Origin of the sequence: Desulfomonile tiedjei (assembly GCA_016212925.1) — a bacterium.
GTDB lineage: Bacteria > Desulfobacterota > Desulfomonilia > Desulfomonilales > Desulfomonilaceae > JACRDF01.
The window spans coordinates 186,335-209,790 of the sequence record JACRDF010000048.1 but is presented as its reverse complement, the minus strand read 5'-3'; the positions used below and the strand labels follow the sequence as shown (position 1 = coordinate 209,790).

The following is a 23,456-nucleotide window of genomic DNA, read 5'->3' as shown; positions in this document are numbered from 1 at the left end:
ATTATGAGAATCGTATTGTCAAACTTGCTAAAACGCTCACCTTTTGAAAACACTTTCAAGCACGCGGTGAAGGTTGCACAGTGCGGCCCTCTCTTCGTTGAGGCGGTGCAAGCCTATTTCAAGCCTGATCGCAATAAATTCGAGTTCCTCAAAGAGGAGATACGCGATATCGAAGCGGAAGCCGATCGCCTGAAACGAAATATCCGTGCCCACCTGCCTGCTTCCATACTCATGCCTGTGGAAAAATCGGTGTTTTTCACCTTTCTGAGAGAAGCGGACAAGGTGGTTGATTGCGTAAAAAACTCCTTGTATTGGATGTCCTATTGCGACCTGGTTTTGCCGCCCGAGATCCAACGAGACTACATCTTACTTGTGAAAGAGGTAGGAGATTACCTAGGCTTATTACCGGAAATGGTCCTGCGAGCGCACAATTATTTTAGGAGCCGCATGGAACAAGATCGTATCGCAGTGAAGGATATCATCAGGGAAATCCGATTCCGAGAAAAGGAGTCGGATGATCTGGAAAAGACCCTATTTATTCGACTTTGCGCGGACCAAAGCATTCCCCCGAGAACCTATTTCCTGATGATTCGGCTGGTCGAAACTACCGGTGATATTGCCGATCACCTGGAAAATTCTTCGGACATGATGAGGGCCATGATAGCCAGATGACGCTGGTTGGAAAGTGGCATTATTTTGCTTTGGAATAATTATGGCAGTTGCACAAAGGATTGTTTCCTTAACTCCGCAATAATTGCCCAAGCCACGAAACATGGTTCCGGGGTTTTGCCCCTGGAGCGGGCTCAGGGTTGTCCTTGCGAGGAGTAAAACGACTAGAAGCGGTTGCAAAACCTCGGATGGCATGTAACCGCGTGATATCGCGTATGAAATAAGCCCTTGTACTCCCTATGTTTTTGGTATATTCATCTCACCGGAGGTAAGTCCGGTGAGCAAACGAGTCGTGTACCTGACCGATGAGCAATGGAAGAAGATCGAGCCCCTCATTCCCAAGTCCCCTCCTCGACCGAAAGGAGGTCGGCCCAGGGCGGATGACCGCTTGGTCTTTGAGGGAATCCTCTGGATACTCAAGACGGGAGCCCGGTGGAAGGACCTCCCTGACAAGTATACGCATCCTTCAACGTGCTGGCGTCGCCTGAAACAATGGTACGAGGCCGAAGTTCTCAAGGATATGTGGAGGGCCTTTCTTTCGGAGCTGGATGCCAAGGGCGTGCTTGATTGGGAAGAATCATTCATCGATGCGAGCTTCTTCCCGGCAAAAAAAGGGGTCCAGCGGTCGGAAAGACCAAAAGGGGAAAGGGAACAAAGCTCATGGTGGTGGTCGATGGCAAGGGTATTCCTCTGGGAAGCCATACCGACTCTGCTTCGCCAGCAGAGGTCAGGCTCGCCGAAAAGACACTCCAGCAAATCAAAGTCCCCAAAGCGGGGCCGGGCAGACCGCGGACTCGGCCGAAGAGAGTAATTGGAGACAAGGCGTACGACAGCGATCCCTTGCGCAAGAGACTCAGGAAACGGGGTATCAATCTGCTTTCTCCTCATCGACGCAACCACAGGAATGTTAACAGACAAGATGACCGACTATGGGATCGCTACAGGAGACGATATACAGTCGAGAGAACTTTCAGTTGGCTTGGCAACTTTCGACGCATCGTAGTCCGTTACGAGCATCAGGTCGGCATGTACGAGGCTTTCCTTCAGATCGCCTGCGTCATGATCATCATAAAACGTTTATGAGGTTTTGCAACCGCCTCTAAGCAATCCCGGTTTCGGTGGGACCGGCATCTTGCCGGTCATTCAAATTGACAGGCGAGACGCCTGTCCCACCAACGGAGATTGCTTCCAACGGACCACAAATTAGGTATCGGCCGCAAGCTCTTTATGGCTTGTCACAGGTCAGGCGAAATCCTTTCCTCGATGGCGATGAATCTCGCCGGTAATCATATAAATCACGTCCTCCGCAATGTTTGTGGCATGGTCCGCTATACGTTCGAGGTGGCGAGAAACCAGCCACAGGTTGATCATGGCTTCGATATGTTCTTGGTTCTTGCGGATTTCAGCAGCGAACTGTGCCTGCATAGCCTCCTTCATGAAGTCAACATCGTCATCTTGAGCGCAAACCTGGAAAGCCAGGTTCAGGTCCATGTTTACGAGTGAATCCAGGCTCTTTTGCAGCATCTCTTCGGTCTTTTGACACATGGTCACATAGTCGAACGGCACTTTGAGCCCCTCTTCGGGGGCGATAAGTTCCGCGCGTTCGGCAATGTTCACGGCCAGGTCCCCGATCCGCTCCAGATCGTTGTTTAACTTGAGGACAGCAATAATGTATCGCAGGTTGTCGGCGACGGGTTGGTGCAGGGCCAAGATTTTGAGGCACTCTTCTTCCACGTCGACTTCCGTATGATCTATTTCCACATCGCCTTCGACAACTCTCCGTGCCAGTTCGGGGTCTCTGCATTCGATAGCTTTTACGGCCATGCGAAAGCGTTCTTCCACCAAAGCGCCCAAGGAGATGACGCTTTTATTCAACTTGTCGATATCTCGTTGAAGCTTCACTCTCATAAATCTAGCCCTTCCAGCGTTTGGATGATTTGCCCGGCCCATCCATTTAGGCGGGCAGGTGAATAGAAAATGTGCTTCCGCGGCCGATGAAACTCTCAACCTCGATGCGGCCTCCATGAGCTATTACGATGTGCCTGACAATCGAGAGACCTAGTCCTGTGCCTCCCACTTTGCGGCTCCTTGCCTTATCCACACGATAAAACCGCTCGAATATGCGTGCAAGATGGTCTCTCGAAATTCCGCAACCGTGGTCTTGAACGGTGATAACAATTTCGTCGCGGGCCTTGTGGCCCTCCACCTTTACGCTGCTCTCGGGCTCACTGTATTTGATAGCGTTATCCACCAGATTGACGATAGCCTGTTCCAAGAGGGTGAGATTGATCTCCGCATTCAGGCCGTCGTCAACGGCATATTCCAGCCTTATGTTCTTCGGCTGCGCCTTGTCTCGGCACGTCTTTTCCACAGCCTCGAAAACTTCTTTGATTGAGCCCGTCTCCAGCGCTATTTCTCCCTTTTCAGCGTCTCTCTCTATCCGCGAGAGGCTTAAAAGGTCTTCTATGATAAGGCTGAGGCGATCGGTGTGTTTGATAACTATGTCCAAAAAGCGCTCAGCGTTTTCCGGATCGTTCAGGGCCCCTTCCTTCAGCGTCTCCAAGAAACCTTTTATGGACGTGATCGGCGTTTTGAGTTCATGAGAAACGTTGGCTACGAAATCGCGGCGTATTTTCTCTACGGTCCTTAAACGGCTGATGTCGTTCAGCACTATCAAAGCCCCAAGGATATGGCCTCCGGCATCTGTTAAGGTCACTCCATGAGCCTGAAGGAATTTGTCCGGGTCCCCGATAATGACTATTTCTCCCTCAACCAGCATGCGGCCGGCCAGTGTGCTTGTAACAAACCGGTGCAGGTCGGTATTTCTGATTGCCTCCTGTACGCTCCGCAGACGAACTTTGGTTGCATCGATCTGGAACAGCTTTTCCGCTGACTGATTAACCCTTAGGATACGCTCGCGTGTGTCCAGAACAAGCACCGCCTCCACCATGGCGGATAGTACGGCTTCGAGTTCATTGCGCTGCTGGGTAATAGTAGTTAGGCGTTGATGGAGTTGCGCGGCCATCTCGTTCATGGATTCCGCGAGGGCCCCGAGTTCTTCCGATCGGGGAGTCTCAACCCGAAATTGTAGATCCCCTTGAGCAAACCTGGCAGCCCCCCGCTGTATTTGCTCGATAGGTTTTTCCATTCGGCGGGATACGTAAAGGCTCACCCCTGCGGCAAGCACCAGGATGACTATGCCGGCGAGGAAGAACTCCAGAAAAAAGGGCCGTAATACCTGTGTGAAAGCAGTAATAGGCACCGATGTTCGGATCACCCCGACGACGCGGCCGTCCCTTTGGACGGGTACTGCAAAATATGCCAGGTCCGCGTTCAGGGAGAGGCTGTAGCGAGTCGAAGAGCCGGGTTTTCCTGCGAGCGCCTCTTTGATCTCCGGCCGGATGGCATGGTTGTCCATGCGTTCCGGGTTTTCGTGGGAATCGCCCACCACTTTGCCTGACGGAAGTATTACCGTTATTCGAGTCGAAGTGCTTGCGCCGATCCTTTTCAGTTGCTTGTCTAGTTCGGCCCACCTGTCACCCGAAAATGACCTTTTCACCAACTCCTGCACTAAAAAAGCCTGGGCCTGGAGATTGGCCAGGAGACCCTCTTGGCTAAGTTCCTTCAAAATCTTGAAAGAATACAGTCCCATACCGGTTAGAGACAGAACGACAATGATCAGGTAGGAAGGATATAGCTGCCAAATGAGCTTTCGCCGCTTTCCCATTGCTCACTCCTTAATCCTGTAGCCTACCCCTCTCACTGTCTCTATCCAGTTTCCTGCGGCCCCAAGCTTTTTTCTCAGACCCGCGATTTGCACATCCACCGAACGCTCCGTAACCGGATAATCCCCTCCTCTGATAGCATTGATAATCTGATCTCTGCTGAAGACCCAGCCGGGCCTCCGCGCCATGAAGTGAAGAATCCTGAACTCGGTTGCAGTGAGTTCAATAGGCTTCCCCTTCCACAAGACCTCGTGACGCGCAGGGTTTACTATCATGTCATGTATTTTGACTATTGAAGAGTCATCTTCCTCTTTCTGCTGCCTTCTGCGGAGTACCGCCTTGATCCTGGCCAGGAGCACCCGAGGACTGAAAGGTTTGGTGACGTAATCGTCGGCCCCTAGTTCGAGACCCGTTACGATGTCCGCGTCTTCTCCTTTGGCGGTGAGCATGACTATGGGAGTGTCCGCGGTTGCGGGATTGCCCCGGAGCCGACGGCAGACGTCCAACCCGTCGACGCCCGGCAGCATGAGATCAAGCAAGATTACATCGGGATTCTCGTTTTTTGCCTTTACCAGCGCTTCCTCCCCGGAAGCTACACAGGTTATCCGAAAACCTTCCCGCGCAAGATTGTACCTGACGAGTTCCAGAATGTCTTCCTCGTCGTCCACCACCAGGATCTTTTCTTTAGCCATAGCCTTTGCCCATTCGCGGAGAGTTGTCGAATCGTGAAATTAGAGTTTTGTGACCAATTATTAGTTTATGATGAGACGATCATTCAAAAACGTTGAGTGCAATATTAAGCAAACGAGAGCGATGTTCCTGTTTTTACTTGAAACCCTCGTTTGTGTCAACGTGGCGCCAAGAACCGAGTCAGTACATCCTCCGCACTCTTGCCTGCAAATGGATTTGATATCCGAGATTTCTACCACACTAATCGTTCTACCGCAGCAGCGATCAGTTGCTCGGACTTTTACAAACTGTAAAAGTTGCTGACAACAAGGCTTGCGTCCGGCCGCCTCAAGCAATTGGTCCGTTTGGATCTTCGCTGGTAGATTTGGTCCGTTTGCTCGATCCCGATCGTAAACCATACTTGGCACACGCGTTGCACATTGTCATGAGTGGGAGCTTTTTCAGAGTGAGCCGCGAGGATTTCGCCCAATCCGTCCCAAAATTGCGCGTTCTCATGCCGGCAGCCCAAATGCAGGCGATGAATCATGCGCAGGCCCTTAACCGGAGTATGAATCATGACCAAGGCAAAGCTTATGCTGATTGACGATGAAACAGCCTTTGTAACCGCCATGGAGAAGCGCCTGGCCAAAAGGAATATGGCAATAGTCACTGCCTACAGCGGTCCGGAGGGGCTGAAAAAGCTCGAAGAAAACCCGGAAATCGATGTGGTGGTCCTCGATATCAGGATGCCCGGCATGGACGGCATTCAAACGTTGAGGGAAATCAAAAGGTCATATCCTTTGATCGAAGTCATTCTCCTCACAGGGCATGCAACATTTGAATCCGCCATGGACGGTATGAAATTGGGGGCGTTTGACTATTTGATGAAGCCGTGCGACCTGGAAGAACTGCTGGCCAAAGTGGAAGAAGCCAGAATAAAAAGACAGCGCCATCTTCAAAAAATTCAGGAATGCGCGGGCAAGCCCTTTTCTCGGAGACGAAGTGTGTAATTGCCGTGCATTCCTATGAACAATGCTCGCCTCTCAGAATTTGAAGGGGTAATTCCGCAAGCCGCGGGCAGGAGTGACCTCAAAGGAGAAAGTCGATGTTGGTCAAAGATTGGATGAGCACCAAAATTATCACGGTAAATGTTCAGGACACCATGCAGCACGCTATCAACCTCTCTATGGAAAATCAGGTCAGTCTGTTGCCGGTTCTCGAAGATGGGAAATTGGTGGGTATAGTCACCGACCGTGACCTCAAAAGGGCGTCCCCGTCGGATGCATCACTGATGGACATTCAGCACATCCTTTATCATCTGTCGCGTCTCGAGGTCGGGGCCATCATGAGCCGATATCCGATCACGATGCCTCTTGACTACACTGTAGAGGAAGCGGCCTCGGTGTTGCTGACCAACAAGATCTCCGGCGCGCCCGTTTTAGACGAGCATGGGGAGATAAAAGGCATCATTACCAAGAACGACCTTTTTAGGGCCATGATATCCTTGAGCGGTCTGAACAAGAGAGGAGTTCAGTTCGGTCTTTTGCTCGACGACCGGGCCGGGTCGATAAAAGAGGTTACCGACATCGTAAGAAAACACAAAGCCCGCCTGGTCAGCATACTCAGTTCCCGTGAAAAGGCCCCGCAGGGATATCGCCATGTATACATAAGGGCTTTCAACGTTGACCGCGCAGCGCTCCCGAAACTGAAAGAAGAGATCAGGGATATTCTCAAAGAAAAAGCCCGACTACTCTATGTGGTCGACCACAGAGAAAACAAACGGGAAATTTATAACGAATCTTAGCCGGGACAACTATACCACTTGCCACAATTCTTGACCGTTTGCACAACCCGAGCTCCTAAGTAACCAGTAGGGACCGGCGTCCCTGCCGGTCCCTACTGGTTGATTTATATTGGCAAAATGTGCCGGCACGGAGGCCGGCACCTACCACTTTCCCGGAACCGCTTTGCGCAATCGCACATTATTTTTGACCCTTGCTATATGCTTCACCAGATTGCCTGGTACTGCTTTTCGTAAATTGGATAGCGTATGTCAGGTATCTTTGGTGGGACAGGCGTCTCGCCTGTCTATTGTAATGACGGGCAAGATGCCCGTCCCACCGAAGCCCACGGTGGCCATGCCCCTGGACAGGCCGGCAGTAGCGTCTTTCGAATCCGACTACCGGGTAGTGCCCAACAGCTGCCCCAGCGGAGTGTAGGAGTACCCAAGAGACTGCGCGACCTTCTCGTAGGTCACGTGCCCCTTGTACAGATTTACTCCTTTTTCCAGAGCACTGTCCTGGGCAACGGCATGGGTGAGGCCGTTGTCCGCCAGTTTGACGGCATAGGGAATAGTAATGTTAGTAAGCGCAAAGGTCGAAGTTCTTGCAACCACTCCGGGCATATTTGGAACGCAGTAGTGAATAACGTCGTCCACAACGTACGTCGGATGCTGGTGTGTGGTCGGTCTGGAAGTCTCCACGCAGCCTCCCTGGTCGATCGCCACGTCTACAATTACCGCCCCCGACTTCATCCCGCGAATCATCTCCCTGGTCACCAGTTTCGGCGCCCTGGCTCCGGGGATCAGCACTCCACCTACTACTAAATGGGAATTCGCGACGGAAAAACCGAGGTTCTCTTCATTGGATATCAGAGTCGTAACCCGGTTTCCGTAAATGTCGTCCATTTGCATGAGGCGGTTCTGGTTCACATCCATCACGTAGACGTCCGCTCCCATACCTACGGCTATTTTTGTTGCGGCCCTTCCTACCGTGCCACCCCCGATTATCGTGACGCGTCCTCGCTGGACTCCAGGGACTCCGCCCAAAAGGACTCCTCTCCCTCCCTGTGTCTTCTCAAGGAAGTGGGCCCCGATCTGAACCGCCATCCGTCCAGCTACTTCACTCATGGGCACCAGCAGCGGAAGAGACCCGTCCTTGTCCTGGATAGTCTCGTAAGCGACACCGACTATTTTTCGTTCCAAAAGAGCCTCGGTGAGTTTAGCCGCGGGCGCGAGATGAAGAAAAGCGAATAGTATCTGACCCTCCCGTAACAGGCTGTATTCCGATTCCTGGGGCTCCTTGACTTTCATAATCATCTCTGAACGGCCGTAAACTTCCGAAACCTCTTGAAGGACTTCCGCTCCCGCGTCCAAGTATTCCGTATCGGTTATGCGGCATCCTTCTCCTGCGCCTTTTTCGACCAGGATGCGATGGCCCCTCTGTTTCAAAACTCGAACCCCGGCAGGAACAATCGCAACGCGGTATTCATCTTCCTTGATCTCTTTAGGAATCCCGATGACCATAAGGTGCCTCCCATTAACATGAGACGCTCCGGGATCTTGTTTCCTTAGCGAATCCCGTGCAGCCTCTCGACAAGCAATACATTATTCTGCAAACCGGTCCATTAGATAGTCCATAGTCGAAGCCAATTCAAATAGAAATTGCGTCCCCGGAGTGAACCATCTCGCGGCCGGCCATAACAAGGCCGCGGACAGATCATTGCAGTAGCGGACTCGGTTTGCTAGGGTAGTTTGACAAAACACCCAGAGGCCGAAAGCCATCATGCCCAGGGCATGCCAGTACTCAAGACTAACTATCCCCAATGAAGTTCCTTACGCGGACGTGGCCGCGACATATGTGGAACAGGTGGGGAGAAGCTTCGGATTTCCTCCCGCAGCGCTAGAAGACATTGGAGCCGCGGTGAGTGGAGTGGTCTCCAATACGATCAAGGATGCCTTTGAACCCTCTCAACAAGCCACCATTGACATTAGCTGCGAACGGATTCCTGTGGGCTTGAAAATTGTGGTGAAAGACATGGGCTTGCCCTTTTACCCGGAAGAGATATTGCCTCCCGATGTCTCAGCGGTCGCTCCGAACATGTCAGGGTCTCAGCAAGCTCTTCTGCGGGCAAGAAAACTCATGGACGAAGTCTCCTTCCACAACCTGGGCCCCGATGGCAAGGAAACACATCTCATCAAATACCTGCACAATCGAACCATCGAGGACTATTACCAAGCGTGCGAACTGGAACTCTATGAGCCGGCCGCGGCCGGCGTGCGGCCCGTCACACGGAAAGTTGAATTTGAAATCCGCGGGATGCAAGCCTCGGACGCGGTCGAGATTTCCCGGTGCTTTTACAGGGCTTATGGATACTCCTTTGTTTACCGGCACATATATTATCCCGAGAGGATAATTGAACTGAACGACAGTGGAGACATGATTTCAGCAGTCGCGGTCACCCCGGAGGGCCTGATAGTGGGGCATGCGGCCTTGATTCGGCACAGTGACATGTCAACGGTGGCCGAGATCGGCTTGGCGGTGGTAAACCCGGACTTTCGCGGACAGGGCTGTCTTACCAGGCTCACGGAATACTTGACACAGAAGGCCAAGTCCCACGGCTTTAGAGCCCTGTTTGTGTTGGCGGCCACCAATCATACCTTTTCCCAGCAAGTAATTCACCGGTTTGGTTTCCAGGACTGCGGCCTGCTAGTGGGTTTGGGGCCCGCGTCGATTTCATTCAAGGCCCTTACAGAAACTCTTCCTCAACGAGAAACTTATGTGATTTGTTTCCGATACCTGGAAAAACCCCGAACAGGTGAGCTGTATGCTCCGCGGCACCATAGGCGCTTTGTTCGCAAATTGTACGGAAACATAGGCTACGAGCCTGAGATGGCAACCCCTAAGCAGAAAGACTTGCTCGTTCCGTCCAAGGATGCGGTCGTGACGTCACAGTACTACACGCCGTCGGGTTTTGGACGGATCGAGATAGAAGGGTACGGCCGAGGCCTGCTTCCACAGGTACAGGCGAGGCTCAAGGAACTATGTCTGAAACAAATTGAGGTGATACAACTGCCATGCGACCTCACAAATCCTTTGGCCTATCGTCTGGTCGAGCAGTTCGAAGAGCTTGGTTTCTTCTTCTGCGGGATATGGCCGGAATCAGACACCGGTGATGCTTTGATACTGCAATATCTGAACAATGTTTCCATTGACTACGACAGGATAAAAATAGCCTCTCCCCTGGGCAAGGAAATGCTCGATTATGTGAAAAGCCGTGATCCGAACGTGGTGTAGAGGCCGCACCAAATTTCCTTGGGCACGGTGCGCCGTGCCCCTACAAGTGGGTTACGATTGCCAAAATCTTGGGCCGATTTGCTTGTCCGTGTCATTGCGAGGAGTGAAACGACGAAGCAATCGCTATTCTTCGGTGGGACGGGCATCTTGCCCGTCATTCCAACAGACAGGCGAGACGCCTGTCCCACCAATGGAGATTGCTTCGGGCTGACCCCCTCGCAATGACAAGGTGAATCCGGTCGTCAATGACCACACAGCATGCTGAACCGGCATTTTGGTTATTATTTTGGCAATCGCTCTATGTCATTTCCGATAGCTTTCGGCCAATTGCGACAAGGTGACTGAGTCCACGGCCGTTTCCGTATGAAGCCAGGAAAAGAATGCCGCGAGCTTTTCAAGGAATCGGTCGATTGATGCCGTGGTGGGGTGATGAGGATACCCTCCCGGCATAAGCTCTGAAGAATGGAAAAAGATGGTTACTACATTGCCTCCCCGCCTCTGATGTAACTTCACTGCTGCCTTCAGTCTTCGGAGCCCTACCCAGACCGGCTGTACCGGAAGCGAACCCGCGTTCATGGCAAACCATGAGATCCATTTTTCAGGAAAGATTGATTTATGTGACAGGGAATCCAACCAATGCCCCAGCCGCGGGAAAAGAGGGAGAATCGTCATCGGGACTTCCAGCACCGACGAGGTCCCTGCCCGCAATGGGTTGTCAGGATCGGGATAATATGGCTCGGTCGCTGCTGAAAGGTGGTCAGGGCCGCCGTAGTACCTGCGCATAGGTGCTATACTGCTGTCTACCCTTATCCCCGCAGGCTCCAGGACAGAGAACATCTTGGGTCCCATGTTGAAACGCCCCATTCTGAACGAGGCTGGGGTTGCTCCAAATTTCCCGATCTCGTCGAGCAGCGCGCCGAGTTTGGCGGCCAAAAGCTCTCGCGGCATCAATTCAGACGGTACCGGCTCAGGGTACGGAAGAGTGGTCAGCGGGGGGGTGTTCCATGGGTGCAGGTGCGCACCGATCTCAGCGTTCCAATTCTCTTTCAGTTGTCGCAGTAAATCTCTATGGGGCTCATGACTTGCTACCGGATAAGTTACCAGCAGGGTCGGCTTTATTGCCCATTCCCGGAATATGGGATCCAGTCGCCGCAGCTCGGGCACGTTTTTCACGGAGACATTGTGGGAATCGTACTGGTTGCTGAACAAACCCTCCTCTTCGACATCAATTGTAACAACTAATTTCATGCGGAATTTCTCTGTATGGAAGGGTGCCTCGCTCAGTCTTCAGGTTTGCCTTACGCTCGGTAGCGGGTTGCGGCGGGCACGGCCCGCCCTATGATTGAGCGAAATACTTGCTGTAGGGCAGGCCGTGGCCGCCGATTTTGTGCTTCTGGTGGCAGCCCTGACCTGACCTGTGGTATCGAACAGGAATTTTGGAACCTCCTGTATGACTGAGATAAGGCAGTCCTGCACAAAATTCTGCTCAACCCCGCACACCTTGATTTCATTTGAAAAAGCGTTGTTCCAGAACCTTGCCCATGGCCTTTGCGACGATCTTCCGTCCGTCATCGGTAAGATGCACTCCGTCAGGCTGATATACGGGGACCTGCCTGTCGCAGAAAACGCCGCGAAAGCTGACGAAGTATGGCTTTTCCGCGAGCCGGTCGGCAAGCGAATTGTAGGTTACGGAGAAATTGTGGCGCATGGTCGCAAATCGCTCGGCAGCGAGCACAGCGTTCTTCTCCCGATCCTTCACCGTGCCGGACACAGCGCAGTCTTCCACCCAGAGCATGGGCTGCCAAAACAGAATAAACTTCGCGCCGAAGCAAGCGGACATCTTGTTGACGAAATCGTACCTTTTTTCAGTCATCGCTACCATCTGCCGGAGTTCGGTGGATCCTGGATCCAAAGGTACTGCCACTTGATTGATGCGATCATAAAGCTCTTTGGTGAAAGAGGCATTGAATGCTGCATTGAGCGGTTTCAGCACGCCGAACCAGCTATGGTAGTAGCTTTCGATCAAGGCTCGTGTCCTGCGATATCCGTGATGCCCGTAGGCAGTCCGATGCTCCAAGAAGTACTTTGCATCGTTTGCGCCATCGTAAAAAATGATGAGGTCCGGCTGGGAAGGGCTTTCTATTAGCAGTTTTTGCAGGTATTTGGTTTCCAGCAGAGAATTGAAGGAATTTACTCCGAAATTTGTGACGGAAAAATGTAGGCCTTGGGGATTGGAATTCAGATAGTCGGACAAAAAGCTCGGGATAGTCCATTCGTCGAAATCTGTGGTTCCCCTCATGGTTGAGCCACCGAACATCCATACGGTTCTATTCTTTTTGCTCTCCGCCGCGACCGAATTGCCTACTGTGGGCCGCACACCTGAAGATTGCAGGAAAAGCGTATAAGGATCGTAAACGGCTCTGCTACCCTCTCGTGCATGGCCGTACATGATGAAATTCGTGGCGCTCACAGCGAGAAAGCTAAGAAGCTCAATGCAGAGGATTCCCAGGACAATCCACTTGACCAGTGCAAGCGTCCATCGCAGCAATTGTTTCAATACCGTCACCTGAAGATTGATTTAGCGCGGGCATAGTAGCACGAGGAGTCTATGGCTGCAAAGTTCCCGGAGTAGAGAATGGAACCATCGTAGGGTCAAGCACGGCTCTGAAAAGGTCATTTGTTATCGCAGGAACAGGACTCGCGCTGCCGACGACCATCAATATGACAATTTTCGTTGACACGGCCAACGGTTGCGCTTACGCTCCGTTCAGTCTTCGAACATTTCATCTGTACTCGCCTAATGTGGTTCATACAGGGCTGCTGTTCAACCGGCCGGACATGGTCGGTAAGCCCGGTTGCGTCCACCAATACCAATGAGTCGTTGGAACAAGTACCTATGTCGAGACCGGCGGCACGTCTGACTTTGTTTCAGAGCCATGCCACCGGTCCTACTTGATGAACGGCACATTGGTATAACCACGGATCGCGTGCCATGAACTTCCTATGCTTATTGTCTCCATGTCTTAATTCAACCGCCGAAAGGGGGTGGGGCCCGTTTCCATCGAGGACTTAATCCCTGTAATTCCATGCACCTTTCGTGAGGAGGAGAAATGAAAATGGCGCAGACAGAGAGTCGTTCCGCGTTTGAGTTTCTGAAAAACTGGGGTGACGGTCTTACGCGATGGAGTGAGCGATGGATTCCCGACGCGCTCGTCATCGTCTGGATCCTGAGCATGATTGCTTTTGTGCTTGCCCTCATCTGGGGCAATACAACGCCTAAAGGGGCTGTCATCGCATGGGGGAAGGGGTTCTGGGCGCTTCTGGAATTCGGTATGCAGATGTGCCTCATCATGATAACCGGTTACATTGTGGCCTGCACACCACCTGTCAGGAGGGTCATGGACGGTCTTGCCGGGCTGCCCAATTCGGACAAGCCCTGGCAGGCCATAATGGCCATGGCGCTCTTCTCGATGAGTACCGCTTGGGTGCAGTGGGGGCTCAGTCTCATTGCCAGCGCGATGTTTGCTCTGTTCCTGATACGGAGAAATCCCAAAACGGACTACAGGTTGCTGGTGGCGTCCGCGTACCTCGGGCTGGGATGCACATGGCACTCGGGGCTTTCAGGGTCCGCAACCTTGCTGGTCAACACGCCCAACAACTTCCTCATTCAAGGCAAATATCTCGACGGCACAATACCTACCACCGAAACGATATTTAGCCCGTTCAATTTAATTCTCACCCTGATAGTCATCGTGGTGGTGACGGTTCTGATGTGCCTTATGCACCCATCCGAGGAGAAAACCTACAAGGTCAAGCCGGAACTCCTCGATCAGCTCAAGCTCTACGTAGCGCCGGAAAGGCCCACGGGAAAGCTGGACTTTTCCGACTGGCTGAACTGGTGGCCAGGCTGCAACATCATTATCGCGGGCGCCGGACTCTTGTGGCTCGGCTGGGAGGTGGCAGCGAAGGGTTTTGCCAATTGCGTGAACTTGAACAACATCAACCTGTTCTTTTTGATGTTGGGCGTCCTCCTGCACTGGAGGCCCTGGGCTTTTCTGAAGGCCGCGGAGGACGCGGGAAAAGCCACGTGGGGAGTGATTATTCAATTCCCCTTCTACGCGGGCATTTTCGGGTTGTTCAAGTTTACCGCGTTGGCCGACGTAATAGCCCAGTTCTTCGTAGCCATTTCCACGCCGAGCACTTTCCTACTCATAATTTACTGGTACTCCGGCATTGAGAACTACTTCGTTCCGTCCGGGGGGTCCAAGTGGGCAATCACCGCGCCCTTTATTCTTCCTGCGGCTAAGCAGTTGGGCGTCAGCATTCCCAAGACCGTTCTAACCTACGCGTGGGGTGACATGCTCACTGATATGATTCAGCCATTCTGGGCGATTGCGATGCTGGCCATTGCCAAGCTTGAGTTCCGTGAGATCATGGGCTGGTTGATGCTGGTGTTTTTTGCCTACTTCATCATAACGTCCGTAGCTTTCCTGATTTATCCGTGGATTTGAGCGCAGCCCTCGGTGGAGTTCGATCCGGTGGACCGGGAAATCTGCCGGAAATCCACTGGGGGTTCGACGAGGAAAACGCGGGGAGACCCTTTGTGGGGTCCCCCGTGAATTTCCCAATTCCGCAAATCATGTTTTTCGGGACACGTCCAGAATCTTGACGGGCGCCTCAAAGGTCTTCCACCCGTGACGCTGACCCGCGGGCAAGAAATAGGCCTCGCCAGCATTCAGGAGCCTGACATCCTCCCCGGCGAACATCTGAATATTGCCTTCCAGCACTATCCCGCATTGATCAAAGGGATGCTCGTGGCCGGCGTCTTCCATGCCGGGGCCTATTTCCATGCATGCCATTATGAGGCCGTCACCGATGTGTGCTTTACTCAAGATTCCAGGGCGGAATTCCTCCAACTGAATGGTCGCCAAATCCCAGAACGCCATTTCTTCCTCCTTCCTCACGAATAAGCTTACGTCGCTCCCCGCAATGCCGTTTCTATCAGGACACGGGCCGGCGCGCCGTCTGCGTCTTTAATCTTTAGGGGGAGGCAATAGATTTTACATGGCCCGGGAGGGATTTCGAGAAGATTGACTCCCTCCACTATCAGCACACCCGCGTTCAGGAGCCTGTGGTGAACCGGCGCACCGGGGGTCTGGAACCGTTCGATGGACAGATAGTCTGTGCCAATCAGTTGAACACCTCGCTCGACGAGGAATTCCGCTGCATCTTCGGTAAGATAGACGTAGTCGGTTACGAACTCGGATTGCAGGAGCCTGGGACCGTTGTCCGTCTTTAACAAGACTCGGCTATGGCCGGCTAGGGCGGATTTCTCCAGCGCAGGACGGTCTACGCAGGGCCTGCCTCGCATGTCCAGTATTATTCCAGGCCCGATCAGGACCTCGATGGGAATTTGATCCACCCCCGCGGCGTTCTCAAGGTAGTGAGCCGGAGGATCCACATGGGTGCCGATATGTGTGCCCATGGACATTTCGCACAGGTTGAACGGATCTCCTTTTTCTACCCGATAGAGGCTCCGGAGCTTGAAAGGAGGATCGCCCGGGTAAAGCAACATCCCTTCGTGGATGGATACAGTGGCGTCGTACAAAGGCATGGCAGCGACTCCATAGCTCGAAGTGCATTAACCTTGTCTTACCCGCCGAGCCTGAATAGTATAACAGAAGGTCGCGCATGGGCATCGTGAAAAAGACGAGCGAGAATAAGGGATAATTGGGCTTTTCCAAGAACTGAAAGCTTGTGAAGCTATTTCTCGCCTAACAACAAGAGACCGTCATGAATCCGAACCTGATTCTTACCTGTTTTGTAACCGTGTACTTGTTGCAGCTGGCTTTCTGCATCTGGCTGGAGAACCTCAACCGTAATCATCTGACACTACAAGGAAAAGAGGTTCCGGAACAAATGCAGGGGTTCATCGACAAGGAAAAGCTTGGCCGCATCAACGCGTACGCCGGAGAGAAGAGCCGCATTTTTGTGATTGAAAAGCTAGTGGGGGACGCTATCCTTCTCGGGCTCATCTTTTCCGGACCGCTGAATGATCTGGCCGTTTTTTCCTCGGGTTCGGATACCCATTTCGTGTGGGCCGGCTTGATCTTTTTTCTGATCCTCGGGCTGTTTTTCTTTCTGGTGGGACTGCCGTTTGACTACTACCACACGTTCTTTGTCGAGGAGAAGTACGGCTTCAACCGTTCCGATCTCAAAACATGGGTACTAGACAAAATCAAGGAAACATTGCTCTCCACGGTTCTTCTTGTGGCGCTGCTCGCACCTGTGCTTTGGGCTATAAAGGCTTTTCCTGATTATTGGTGGTTCTGGGGATTCTTAATAGCATCCTTTGTCCAGTTGGTTCTGGTGGTGCTTTATCCGGTGCTGATTGCGCCGATATTCAACAAATTTGAACCATTGCAGGACGAAAACCTCGCCCGCGATGTTGAAGAAATGGCCCAACAGGTGGGCATGAGGACGCAAGGCATATTCCAGATGGATGCGGGAAAGCGCAGCACGCACAGCAACGCGTATTTCGCCGGGTTGGGCAAGGCCAGGCGCATAGTGCTTTTCGACACTCTCCTGAGTTCTCTGTCTCACCAGGAAATATTAAGTGTCCTGGCGCATGAGATGGGGCACTTCAAGCTTAAGCACATTCTGAAATCGTACCTGGCGGGCGAGGCCATAATGTTCGGCGGCTTTTATTTGACCTATCTCATGCTCAACTGGGACAGCTTGTATCAGGCGTTCGGGTTCGATTTCTCTCAGTCGTATGGCATTCTCTTCGTCGTGGGCATTTTTTGGCGGCGGCTGGGGTTCTTCTTGAGACCTTTGTACATGTTCTTATCTCGAAGGGCGGAGCGTCAGGCTGATCTCTTTGCCGTGAAGCTGAGGCAGAAAGCGGAGCCTTTGGCAACCGCGTTGAAGAGAATGTCGGAGCACAACTTATCCAACTTGAATCCGCACCCGCTATACGTATGGTTCTACTACTCGCATCCGCCGCTGCTGGAAAGAGTTGCGACTCTAGAGGATTGTGGAAAGACGATTGAGGGAAGGCCCGTGCAGGGCTAGTTACGACGCGACCTATGCCGCGAATTGCCGTCGCATAATCACCTCTTTAGCTCGATGAGGGACGGTACCGGGACGCACTGAACTCGGGCTTTATCAGCCCGATTGATGTAGGAATTAGAGCACGACTCTGATAGTCATTGCCCTGAAGACGCAGCGTGATGTCAGGATTCCTGTTCAACGCGAAACGCCACGTCTCCTCATCGAGTGGAGTTGGAGGTTAATGATAACTTTGCCGCTCCCTGGTTAGCGGCACTCTTTTCCTGTTGATTGGGCGAGCAATCCGCGTGCCAATTTCAGGCAAGCGATTCACCGAACAACATGGTGTGAATACAGGCTGTTATCGGTACCGCCGATCCGAGCGCTCGGCCAAAACCTGTCGAAGTTTTTTACAGACTGTAAAGATCGGGCGTTGCGTTGAAAATAAGTCGGCGGCCTTATAGAATGTCGCGCAGTTTGAAGCGCCAATCCGCGGCTCAAGGCAGTTGCAGGAAATTCTGTTCTCTTTCTTGAGGCAACCGGCGGTTGGGGATCATGGTTCGGGTGCCACCAGTGGCGCCCGTTGCAGAGCGCTTCCCGGGCAAGGGGACGATGCACCGGCATGAGACCGGCATCCTTAACGGCATTAAAGACATCAATTTTGGAAATTAGTTAGAGAGCAGGCAACGGAATGGAGCTACCGGAGCGCAAGGTATACACGGTTTCCGAACTGACGGCCGGAATCAGGGAACTTTTGGAGAAAGAGTTCCCTTCGGTCTGGATTCAAGGTGAGATTTCCAATTTTCGGGCAGCCCCGTCAGGGCATCTCTATTTTACCCTCAAGGACGAATCCGCTCAGATTCGCTGCGTAATGTTCAAAATCCAGAGCCGTTTCTTAAGGTTCAAACTCGAGGACGGACTGCGCATTATCGGGTGGGGGCGGCTGTCGGTTTACGGGGCCAGGGGTGAGTATCAGATTATCATGGATACGCTGGAACCCATGGGGTTCGGCAGCCTGATGCTGGCCTTTGAGCAACTCAAGAGCAGGCTTGCTGCAGAAGGCCTCTTTGACGAGAGTCGCAAAAAGCCCTTGCCCCGTTTTCCGAGGACAATCGGGGTAGTTACCTCTCCCCGCGGCGCAGCCGTTAGAGATATGATCCGCATAATCCGGCGTCGCTTCCCCGCGGTAACCATTCTGGTCAGCTCCGCTACCGTTCAAGGGGATCGGGCCCCTGACGAAATCGTGGACGCGATTGAAAGACTATGCGCGGCCGGGGATGTTGACGCGGTTATTGTGGGACGCGGCGGGGGATCTATAGAGGATTTGTGGGCTTTCAACGACGAACGAGTGGTAAGGGCGGTCTGCGCATGTCCTTTGCCCATAATAAGCGCGGTGGGCCACGAAACGGACGTAACGTTGACGGATTTCGCCGCGGACCTGAGAGCATCCACTCCTTCCGCGGCCGCGGAATTGGCCGTGCCGGACAAGCTTGAACTGATGGACGGCATTGTTCATATGGTGGCTCGCGTCAGGAATTCCGTCCTTGGGACCACCAGCAGACTTAGGCAAGGGCTCAATGAGTTGGCCAAAAGGCTTTACGATCCACGGAGGCAGATCCAGGAGCGTCGCATGAGGATGGACGATTTGATCATGCGCCTCGGGTTGACCGTGCGCCGTAGACTCGAACTGCTGCGCGGGGAAACTTCCGCCTTGACCGAAAGGATGAGACCTCAGTATTTGCAGCGAATCGTGGCCGCGGACAGGCAGGAATGCGGCTTGTTGTTCCGGCGTCTTGAACGGTCCATGAGCGATGCCTTAAAGCATCACAGGACAGCCGCGGAGAATTCAGCCGCGCGGCTGGACGACCTGAGCCCCCTGGCCATCCTGTCCAGAGGATATTCAATAACCTTGAAGGTGGCTACCGGAGACATAATTACGGACGCTGCAACCGTGGAAACAGGTGACCGGGTTCGTGTTCAGCTCCACCGAGGCGAATTGTCTTGTCAGATTACCGGAAAGAAAGACTCCGACGTGGCCCGATCCAAAGAAAGGGACGTCTTATGACCACTGATATAAAGCCGGGAGATGTGCTCCCTTTCTTGGAGCACATGGTTGGGAAAGCGGGCCGGGTGCTCATGGGGTATTTCCAGGGGGAACTTCACATCAAGCTCAAAGACGACCGCGAGGGGGCCATTGACATTGTTACCGACGCGGACCGCGCTTCAGAAGATCTTATTCTTGAAGCAATCCACAGACAGTTTCCGGGGCACGACATCCTCACGGAAGAGACTCCGACTGAAAAAACAGGGTCGAAATACTTGTGGCTCGTGGATCCTTTGGACGGCACGGTCAACTTTGCCCACAGTTACCCTGTTTTCGCCGTTTCCATTGCGCTCATGGTAGACGGATCGCTGGTCGCGGGCATGGTCCACGATCCGCTAAAACAAGAGACCTTTTCCGCTTTTCGGAACGGTGGGGCTTTTCTCAACGGGACGCCTATTCGAGTCTCGAACGCTGATCGACTGGAGCAGAGTGTGGTCGCCACGGGTTTCCCGTACGACAAGGCTTTCTCTACCGAGAATAATTTAGCCGAGTTTTCCAGAGTGTTGATGAAGGTTCAAGGCATGCGCCGCGGAGGATCAGCAGCCATGGACCTGGCGTACGTGGCCTCAGGCAGGCTGGACGGGTTCTGGGAGCTGAAGCTGAAGCCTTGGGACATGGCCGCGGGGATGCTGTTGGTGGAGGAAGCCTGCGGCCGGGTCACGGATCGGACCGGTCGGCCGACGGATGTTTACACCACGAGTATCTTGGCGACCAATGGGCGGATTCACGACCTTCTGGTGGAGGCTCTCGACGAAAAGCGCCCTAAATTAGCGTGACTCTCCGCCATCCTTCGCGCGGCAACCGCACGGGGCTTCGTTCAGGAAGGGATTCAGGCTATTAAACAAGGCTATCTGTTCTTGGATGGAAAGCTTGCTGACGGCTGTACCGTTTCTTCGGCAGCGACAGGCGGAACATCTGCTTTCTGTGCACTCCTGGCACATCTTGCAGTCCGGACAAGGGTGCTTACGCGGAGCACCTTTTGGAGAAAGCTTTGATTGCATCATGGCATCCGTCCATGTTAGTTTAGCAATTCTTTCGACGGTGTCAAACATCTCCTGCAAGATTTTTGCAGGAATTCACATTAGAAGGACCAGCGCACCATGGGTGTCCAAGTTATGAAGGAGACATCTCTGCCGACATTGACGCTTGCCGGGCGAGGCAAGGTTCGGGATGTGTACCAAATTGAGGATCTGCTCCTAATTGTCTCCACAGACAGGCTTTCGGCTTTTGACGTGATCCTTCCGGACCCTATCCCCTTCAAGGGAAGGGTGCTCAACAATCTGAGTCTTTTCTGGATGCGCGAGACAGGGCATTTGGTCCCGAATCATTTGGTTACGGCTGACGTGTCCCAATATCCGGACGAGTGCAGACAGTTTTCTTCTGTGTTGGAAGGTCGGAGCATGTTGGTGAAGAAGGCTCAAACCTTTCCTGTGGAATGCGTGGCCCGCGGCTATGTCATCGGCAGTGGGTGGAAAGATTACCAGGCTACGGGAGCAATTTGCGGTATCCCTTTGCCCAAAGGCCTGGCCCAAGCCCAGAAGCTTCCTGAACCTGTATTCACTCCTTCCACAAAAGCGCAGATAGGCGATCACGACGAAAATATTACATTTAGCCGGGTGAAGGACCTTGTAGGGGAAGAGACCGCGCGGTGGCTTCGTGACAAAACCTTGGAACTATATCTTCATGGCGCGCGTTGGGCCGAGGAGCGCGGAGTAATCATAGCGGATACAAAGTTCGAATTCGGCGTTATAGATGGCGTGCCTTCACTTATTGACGAAGTGCTCACACCCGATTCCTCGCGGTTTTGGCCCATGGCGGACTACCGCACGGGCATTTCTCCCCCGTCACTGGATAAGCAGTTTGTAAGGGATTATTTGGAAGGGCTGAAATGGGATAAAAGACCGCCCGCGCCCGGACTGCCACAGGAAATTATCTCCAAGACGACAGAAAAGTATCTGGAATTATACAGAATCATCACCGGCCAGGACCTTACGCAGGGCGTTTAGGGCTTTATTTCCCGCGGTCGTCCTCTGCATTGATTTATGAAGCTTTAATGAGTAAAATTAGGAATATAAATCCGGCCAAATAGCCGCTTGACATTGAACTTTTTCCGTAAGAGATTACCCCCGTCGTTGGGTCCGCCATTCTGTCAGCCAAAGGACGAGCGAGGTGAAAAGCAAACGATGTCAAATAGTTGAATCGTGCCGCGGACCTTTTGAAACCGGGCGGTTCGGCATGCGGCGGTCGGCCGTCTGATGGCAAGTAGTGCTGAAATGAGGCAATTGAGAGGCGAACCGTTTTTCGAGGAAGGTTCCCCCGGAAATTTGTCGTTTGAAAGCCCATTTGCATGGGCGCGGAGCAGCCCATCACTGATTGCAGGGTCTGGAGCAGATCATGTATAAGAGCACAAAGTTCATATTCGTCACCGGAGGGGTTCTATCGTCACTCGGGAAGGGGCTGTCCGCTGCCAGCATCGGCGCGCTGATGGAATGCAGAGGCCTGACAGTGACCCTTCTGAAGATGGACCCGTACATTAACGTGGACCCGGGGACAATGAATCCCTTTCAGCATGGCGAGGTCTTCGTGACAGAAGACGGAGCCGAAACCGATCTGGATCTTGGCCATTACGAGAGGTTCACGCACGCGGTCCTTCGCCAAAAGAACAACTTCACGACAGGACAGATTTACGACTCCGTAATACAGAAGGAACGTAGGGGTGAATACCTGGGCGCTACCGTCCAAGTGATTCCGCACATAACCGACGAGATAAAGGACAAGATCCGAAACCTGGGAAACGGAGTAGATGTTGCCATAGTAGAGGTCGGTGGAACAGTGGGAGACATAGAAAGCCTGCCGTTCCTCGAAGCCATACGGCAACTACGGGCTGATTTGGGACCTCAAAACGTGCTGTACGTCCATCTCACTCTGCTCCCGTATGTGAAAGCGTCGGGCGAGGTCAAGACCAAGCCCACCCAGCACAGTGTGAAGGCCCTCAGAGAAGTGGGAATCCAACCCGATATACTGATATGTAGAACGGAAAAGAGAATTACTCGAGACATCAAGGAGAAAATAGCCCTTTTCTGCAACGTCAGGCCCGAGGAAGTAATCGCGGCGGAAGACGTGGACTGTATCTACGAAGTCCCTCTGAAATTCCACGAAGAGGGCCTGGACCAGAAGATCATCGAACTGCTTAATATTTGGACTCGTGCGCCGATACTTGATCAATGGAAATCGTTTGTCCAAGCGGTCCACTCGTTAAAGAACGAGGTGACCATCGGGATTGTCGGGAAATACGTGGAGCTTAAGGAATCGTACAAGAGTCTCAACGAAGCTCTATTTGCCGGAGGAGTTCATAACAAAGCCAGAGTAAAGTTGAAATTCATCGACTCCGAGTTGATTGAAAAAGAGGGACTCCGGGACGAATTCGACGACATTCATGGCATATTGGTTCCGGGCGGCTTCGGTTCTCGGGGGATAGAAGGCAAGATCAGAGCCGTTCAATACGCGCGCGAAAACCTTCTCCCATACTTCGGGATCTGCCTCGGAATGCAGGTGGCTGTGGTGGAATTCGCGAGGAACGTCTGCGGAATGGCCAAGGCTAATTCCACCGAGTTTGATGCCGGCACGCGCTATCCGGTGATCCACCTGATGGATGAGCAGCGCGCGATCACCGACAAGGGCGGCACCATGAGATTGGGCACCTATGAATGTTTCATTCAGCCGGACAGCCGCGCTTTCGAAATCTACGGCAAGACTGTCATAGGTGAGCGGCATAGGCATCGGTACGAATTCAACATGGAGTTCAGGCAAAAGCTCGAGCAAAAGGGGTTCAGGCCGGGTGGAGTATCGCCGGACGGCAAACTGGTGGAGCTTGTGGAGTACTCCGACCATCCCTGGTTCGTTGGTTGTCAGTTTCATCCCGAGTTCAAGTCTCGCCCCATGGATCCTCATCCGCTCTTTGCCTCATACATAAAGGCCTGCGTCGAATACAAGAACAGATCGTCGAAGGCCGGAGCTGTCCGCGCTGCGGGTCTCCAAGGGGAAAAATTTGCGGAAGATCGGCCCAAGTTCCCTGCTTCGGCAGGCCGGAAAGTGAGACACCTGAAATCCGCTCCTGCCAAGGGCGGCAATAAAGGGTGAGAAATCTTTGTCCAACCGCGGGCT

General features: G+C 52.9%; 19 protein-coding genes. 11 read left to right on the top strand and 8 right to left on the bottom strand.

The window, feature by feature from the left end; translation table 11 throughout:
- Nucleotides 1-3 precede the first annotated feature (3 nt).
- Together HY913_21720 and HY913_21715 are read left to right on the top strand one after the other, a co-directional pair.
- Nucleotides 4-672 carry a DUF47 family protein gene (locus tag HY913_21720; GenBank protein ID MBI4965912.1) on the top strand — a complete coding sequence of 223 codons (669 nt, stop codon included), beginning with the start codon at nt 4-6 and terminating at the stop codon, nt 670-672.
- 274 nt (nt 673-946) lie between these two features.
- Complete coding sequence (locus HY913_21715; protein MBI4965911.1) at nt 947-1,480, top strand: IS5 family transposase; 534 nt, start codon at nt 947-949, stop codon at nt 1,478-1,480.
- 431 nt (nt 1,481-1,911) lie between these two features.
- Here the strand turns inward: HY913_21715 and phoU are convergent, their stop codons facing one another.
- From phoU to HY913_21700, 3 genes are read right to left on the bottom strand one after another with little or no spacing between them, the layout of a single operon-like run.
- Nucleotides 1,912-2,577, bottom strand: a complete 666-nt coding sequence (phoU, locus tag HY913_21710) for a phosphate signaling complex protein PhoU (protein ID MBI4965910.1) — start codon at nt 2,575-2,577, stop codon at nt 1,912-1,914.
- A gap of 46 nt (nt 2,578-2,623) precedes the next feature.
- Nucleotides 2,624-4,396, bottom strand: coding sequence for a HAMP domain-containing protein (locus HY913_21705; GenBank protein ID MBI4965909.1), 1,773 nt, complete (start codon nt 4,394-4,396; stop codon nt 2,624-2,626).
- A gap of 3 nt (nt 4,397-4,399) precedes the next feature.
- Nucleotides 4,400-5,086, bottom strand: coding sequence for a response regulator transcription factor (locus tag HY913_21700; GenBank protein MBI4965908.1), 687 nt, complete (start codon nt 5,084-5,086; stop codon nt 4,400-4,402).
- A gap of 552 nt (nt 5,087-5,638) precedes the next feature.
- Between HY913_21700 and HY913_21695 the strand changes: the two genes are divergently transcribed.
- Both HY913_21695 and HY913_21690 read left to right on the top strand, forming a co-directional pair.
- The gene (locus tag HY913_21695; protein ID MBI4965907.1) at nt 5,639-6,073 is read left to right on the top strand and encodes a response regulator; all 435 of its coding nucleotides are present in this window, start codon (nt 5,639-5,641) and stop codon (nt 6,071-6,073) included.
- A gap of 95 nt (nt 6,074-6,168) precedes the next feature.
- Nucleotides 6,169-6,867, top strand: coding sequence for a CBS domain-containing protein (locus HY913_21690; GenBank protein MBI4965906.1), 699 nt, complete (start codon nt 6,169-6,171; stop codon nt 6,865-6,867).
- Nucleotides 6,868-7,242: 375 nt separating this feature from the next.
- Here the strand turns inward: HY913_21690 and ald are convergent, their stop codons facing one another.
- Entirely contained in the window at nt 7,243-8,367 is a 1,125-nt protein-coding gene (ald, locus tag HY913_21685; GenBank protein MBI4965905.1) for an alanine dehydrogenase, read from the bottom strand.
- A gap of 259 nt (nt 8,368-8,626) precedes the next feature.
- On the opposite strand from ald, the gene HY913_21680 reads away from it, so the two are divergent.
- Nucleotides 8,627-10,138, top strand: a complete 1,512-nt coding sequence (locus HY913_21680; GenBank protein MBI4965904.1) for a GNAT family N-acetyltransferase — start codon at nt 8,627-8,629, stop codon at nt 10,136-10,138.
- Between the two features lie 303 nt (nt 10,139-10,441).
- Here HY913_21680 and HY913_21675 read toward each other — a convergent pair whose 3' ends face one another.
- Nucleotides 10,442-11,386: a hypothetical protein gene (locus tag HY913_21675; GenBank protein MBI4965903.1), complete on the bottom strand. Its 945-nt coding sequence runs from the start codon at nt 11,384-11,386 to the stop codon at nt 10,442-10,444.
- 259 nt (nt 11,387-11,645) lie between these two features.
- Nucleotides 11,646-12,695 (bottom strand): SGNH/GDSL hydrolase family protein, encoded by a 1,050-nt coding sequence (locus HY913_21670; protein ID MBI4965902.1) that lies wholly within the window; start codon nt 12,693-12,695, stop codon nt 11,646-11,648.
- Nucleotides 12,696-13,254: 559 nt separating this feature from the next.
- Here HY913_21670 and HY913_21665 point away from each other — a divergent pair.
- Nucleotides 13,255-14,649, top strand: coding sequence for a short-chain fatty acid transporter (locus tag HY913_21665; GenBank protein MBI4965901.1), 1,395 nt, complete (start codon nt 13,255-13,257; stop codon nt 14,647-14,649).
- Between the two features lie 126 nt (nt 14,650-14,775).
- Here the strand turns inward: HY913_21665 and HY913_21660 are convergent, their stop codons facing one another.
- Nucleotides 14,776-15,084, bottom strand: coding sequence for a cupin domain-containing protein (locus tag HY913_21660; protein ID MBI4965900.1), 309 nt, complete (start codon nt 15,082-15,084; stop codon nt 14,776-14,778).
- 26 nt (nt 15,085-15,110) lie between these two features.
- Nucleotides 15,111-15,752 carry a cyclase family protein gene (locus HY913_21655; protein MBI4965899.1) on the bottom strand — a complete coding sequence of 214 codons (642 nt, stop codon included), beginning with the start codon at nt 15,750-15,752 and terminating at the stop codon, nt 15,111-15,113.
- 179 nt (nt 15,753-15,931) lie between these two features.
- Between HY913_21655 and HY913_21650 the strand changes: the two genes are divergently transcribed.
- The 5 genes from HY913_21650 to HY913_21630 all read left to right on the top strand — a co-directional run bounded on the left by HY913_21650 (nt 15,932) and on the right by HY913_21630 (nt 23,432).
- Nucleotides 15,932-17,212 (top strand): M48 family metallopeptidase, encoded by a 1,281-nt coding sequence (locus tag HY913_21650; GenBank protein MBI4965898.1) that lies wholly within the window; start codon nt 15,932-15,934, stop codon nt 17,210-17,212.
- A 667-nt stretch (nt 17,213-17,879) separates the two neighbouring features.
- Nucleotides 17,880-19,253 (top strand): exodeoxyribonuclease VII large subunit, encoded by a 1,374-nt coding sequence (locus HY913_21645; protein ID MBI4965897.1) that lies wholly within the window; start codon nt 17,880-17,882, stop codon nt 19,251-19,253.
- Nucleotides 19,250-20,068, top strand: coding sequence for an inositol monophosphatase (locus tag HY913_21640; GenBank protein ID MBI4965896.1), 819 nt, complete (start codon nt 19,250-19,252; stop codon nt 20,066-20,068). Before HY913_21645 ends, HY913_21640 begins: the two co-directional genes overlap by 4 nt.
- Before the next feature lie 324 nt (nt 20,069-20,392).
- Nucleotides 20,393-21,298: a phosphoribosylaminoimidazolesuccinocarboxamide synthase gene (locus tag HY913_21635; GenBank protein ID MBI4965895.1), complete on the top strand. Its 906-nt coding sequence runs from the start codon at nt 20,393-20,395 to the stop codon at nt 21,296-21,298.
- A gap of 388 nt (nt 21,299-21,686) precedes the next feature.
- Entirely contained in the window at nt 21,687-23,432 is a 1,746-nt protein-coding gene (locus HY913_21630) for a CTP synthase (protein ID MBI4965894.1), read from the top strand.
- Nucleotides 23,433-23,456 lie beyond the last annotated feature (24 nt).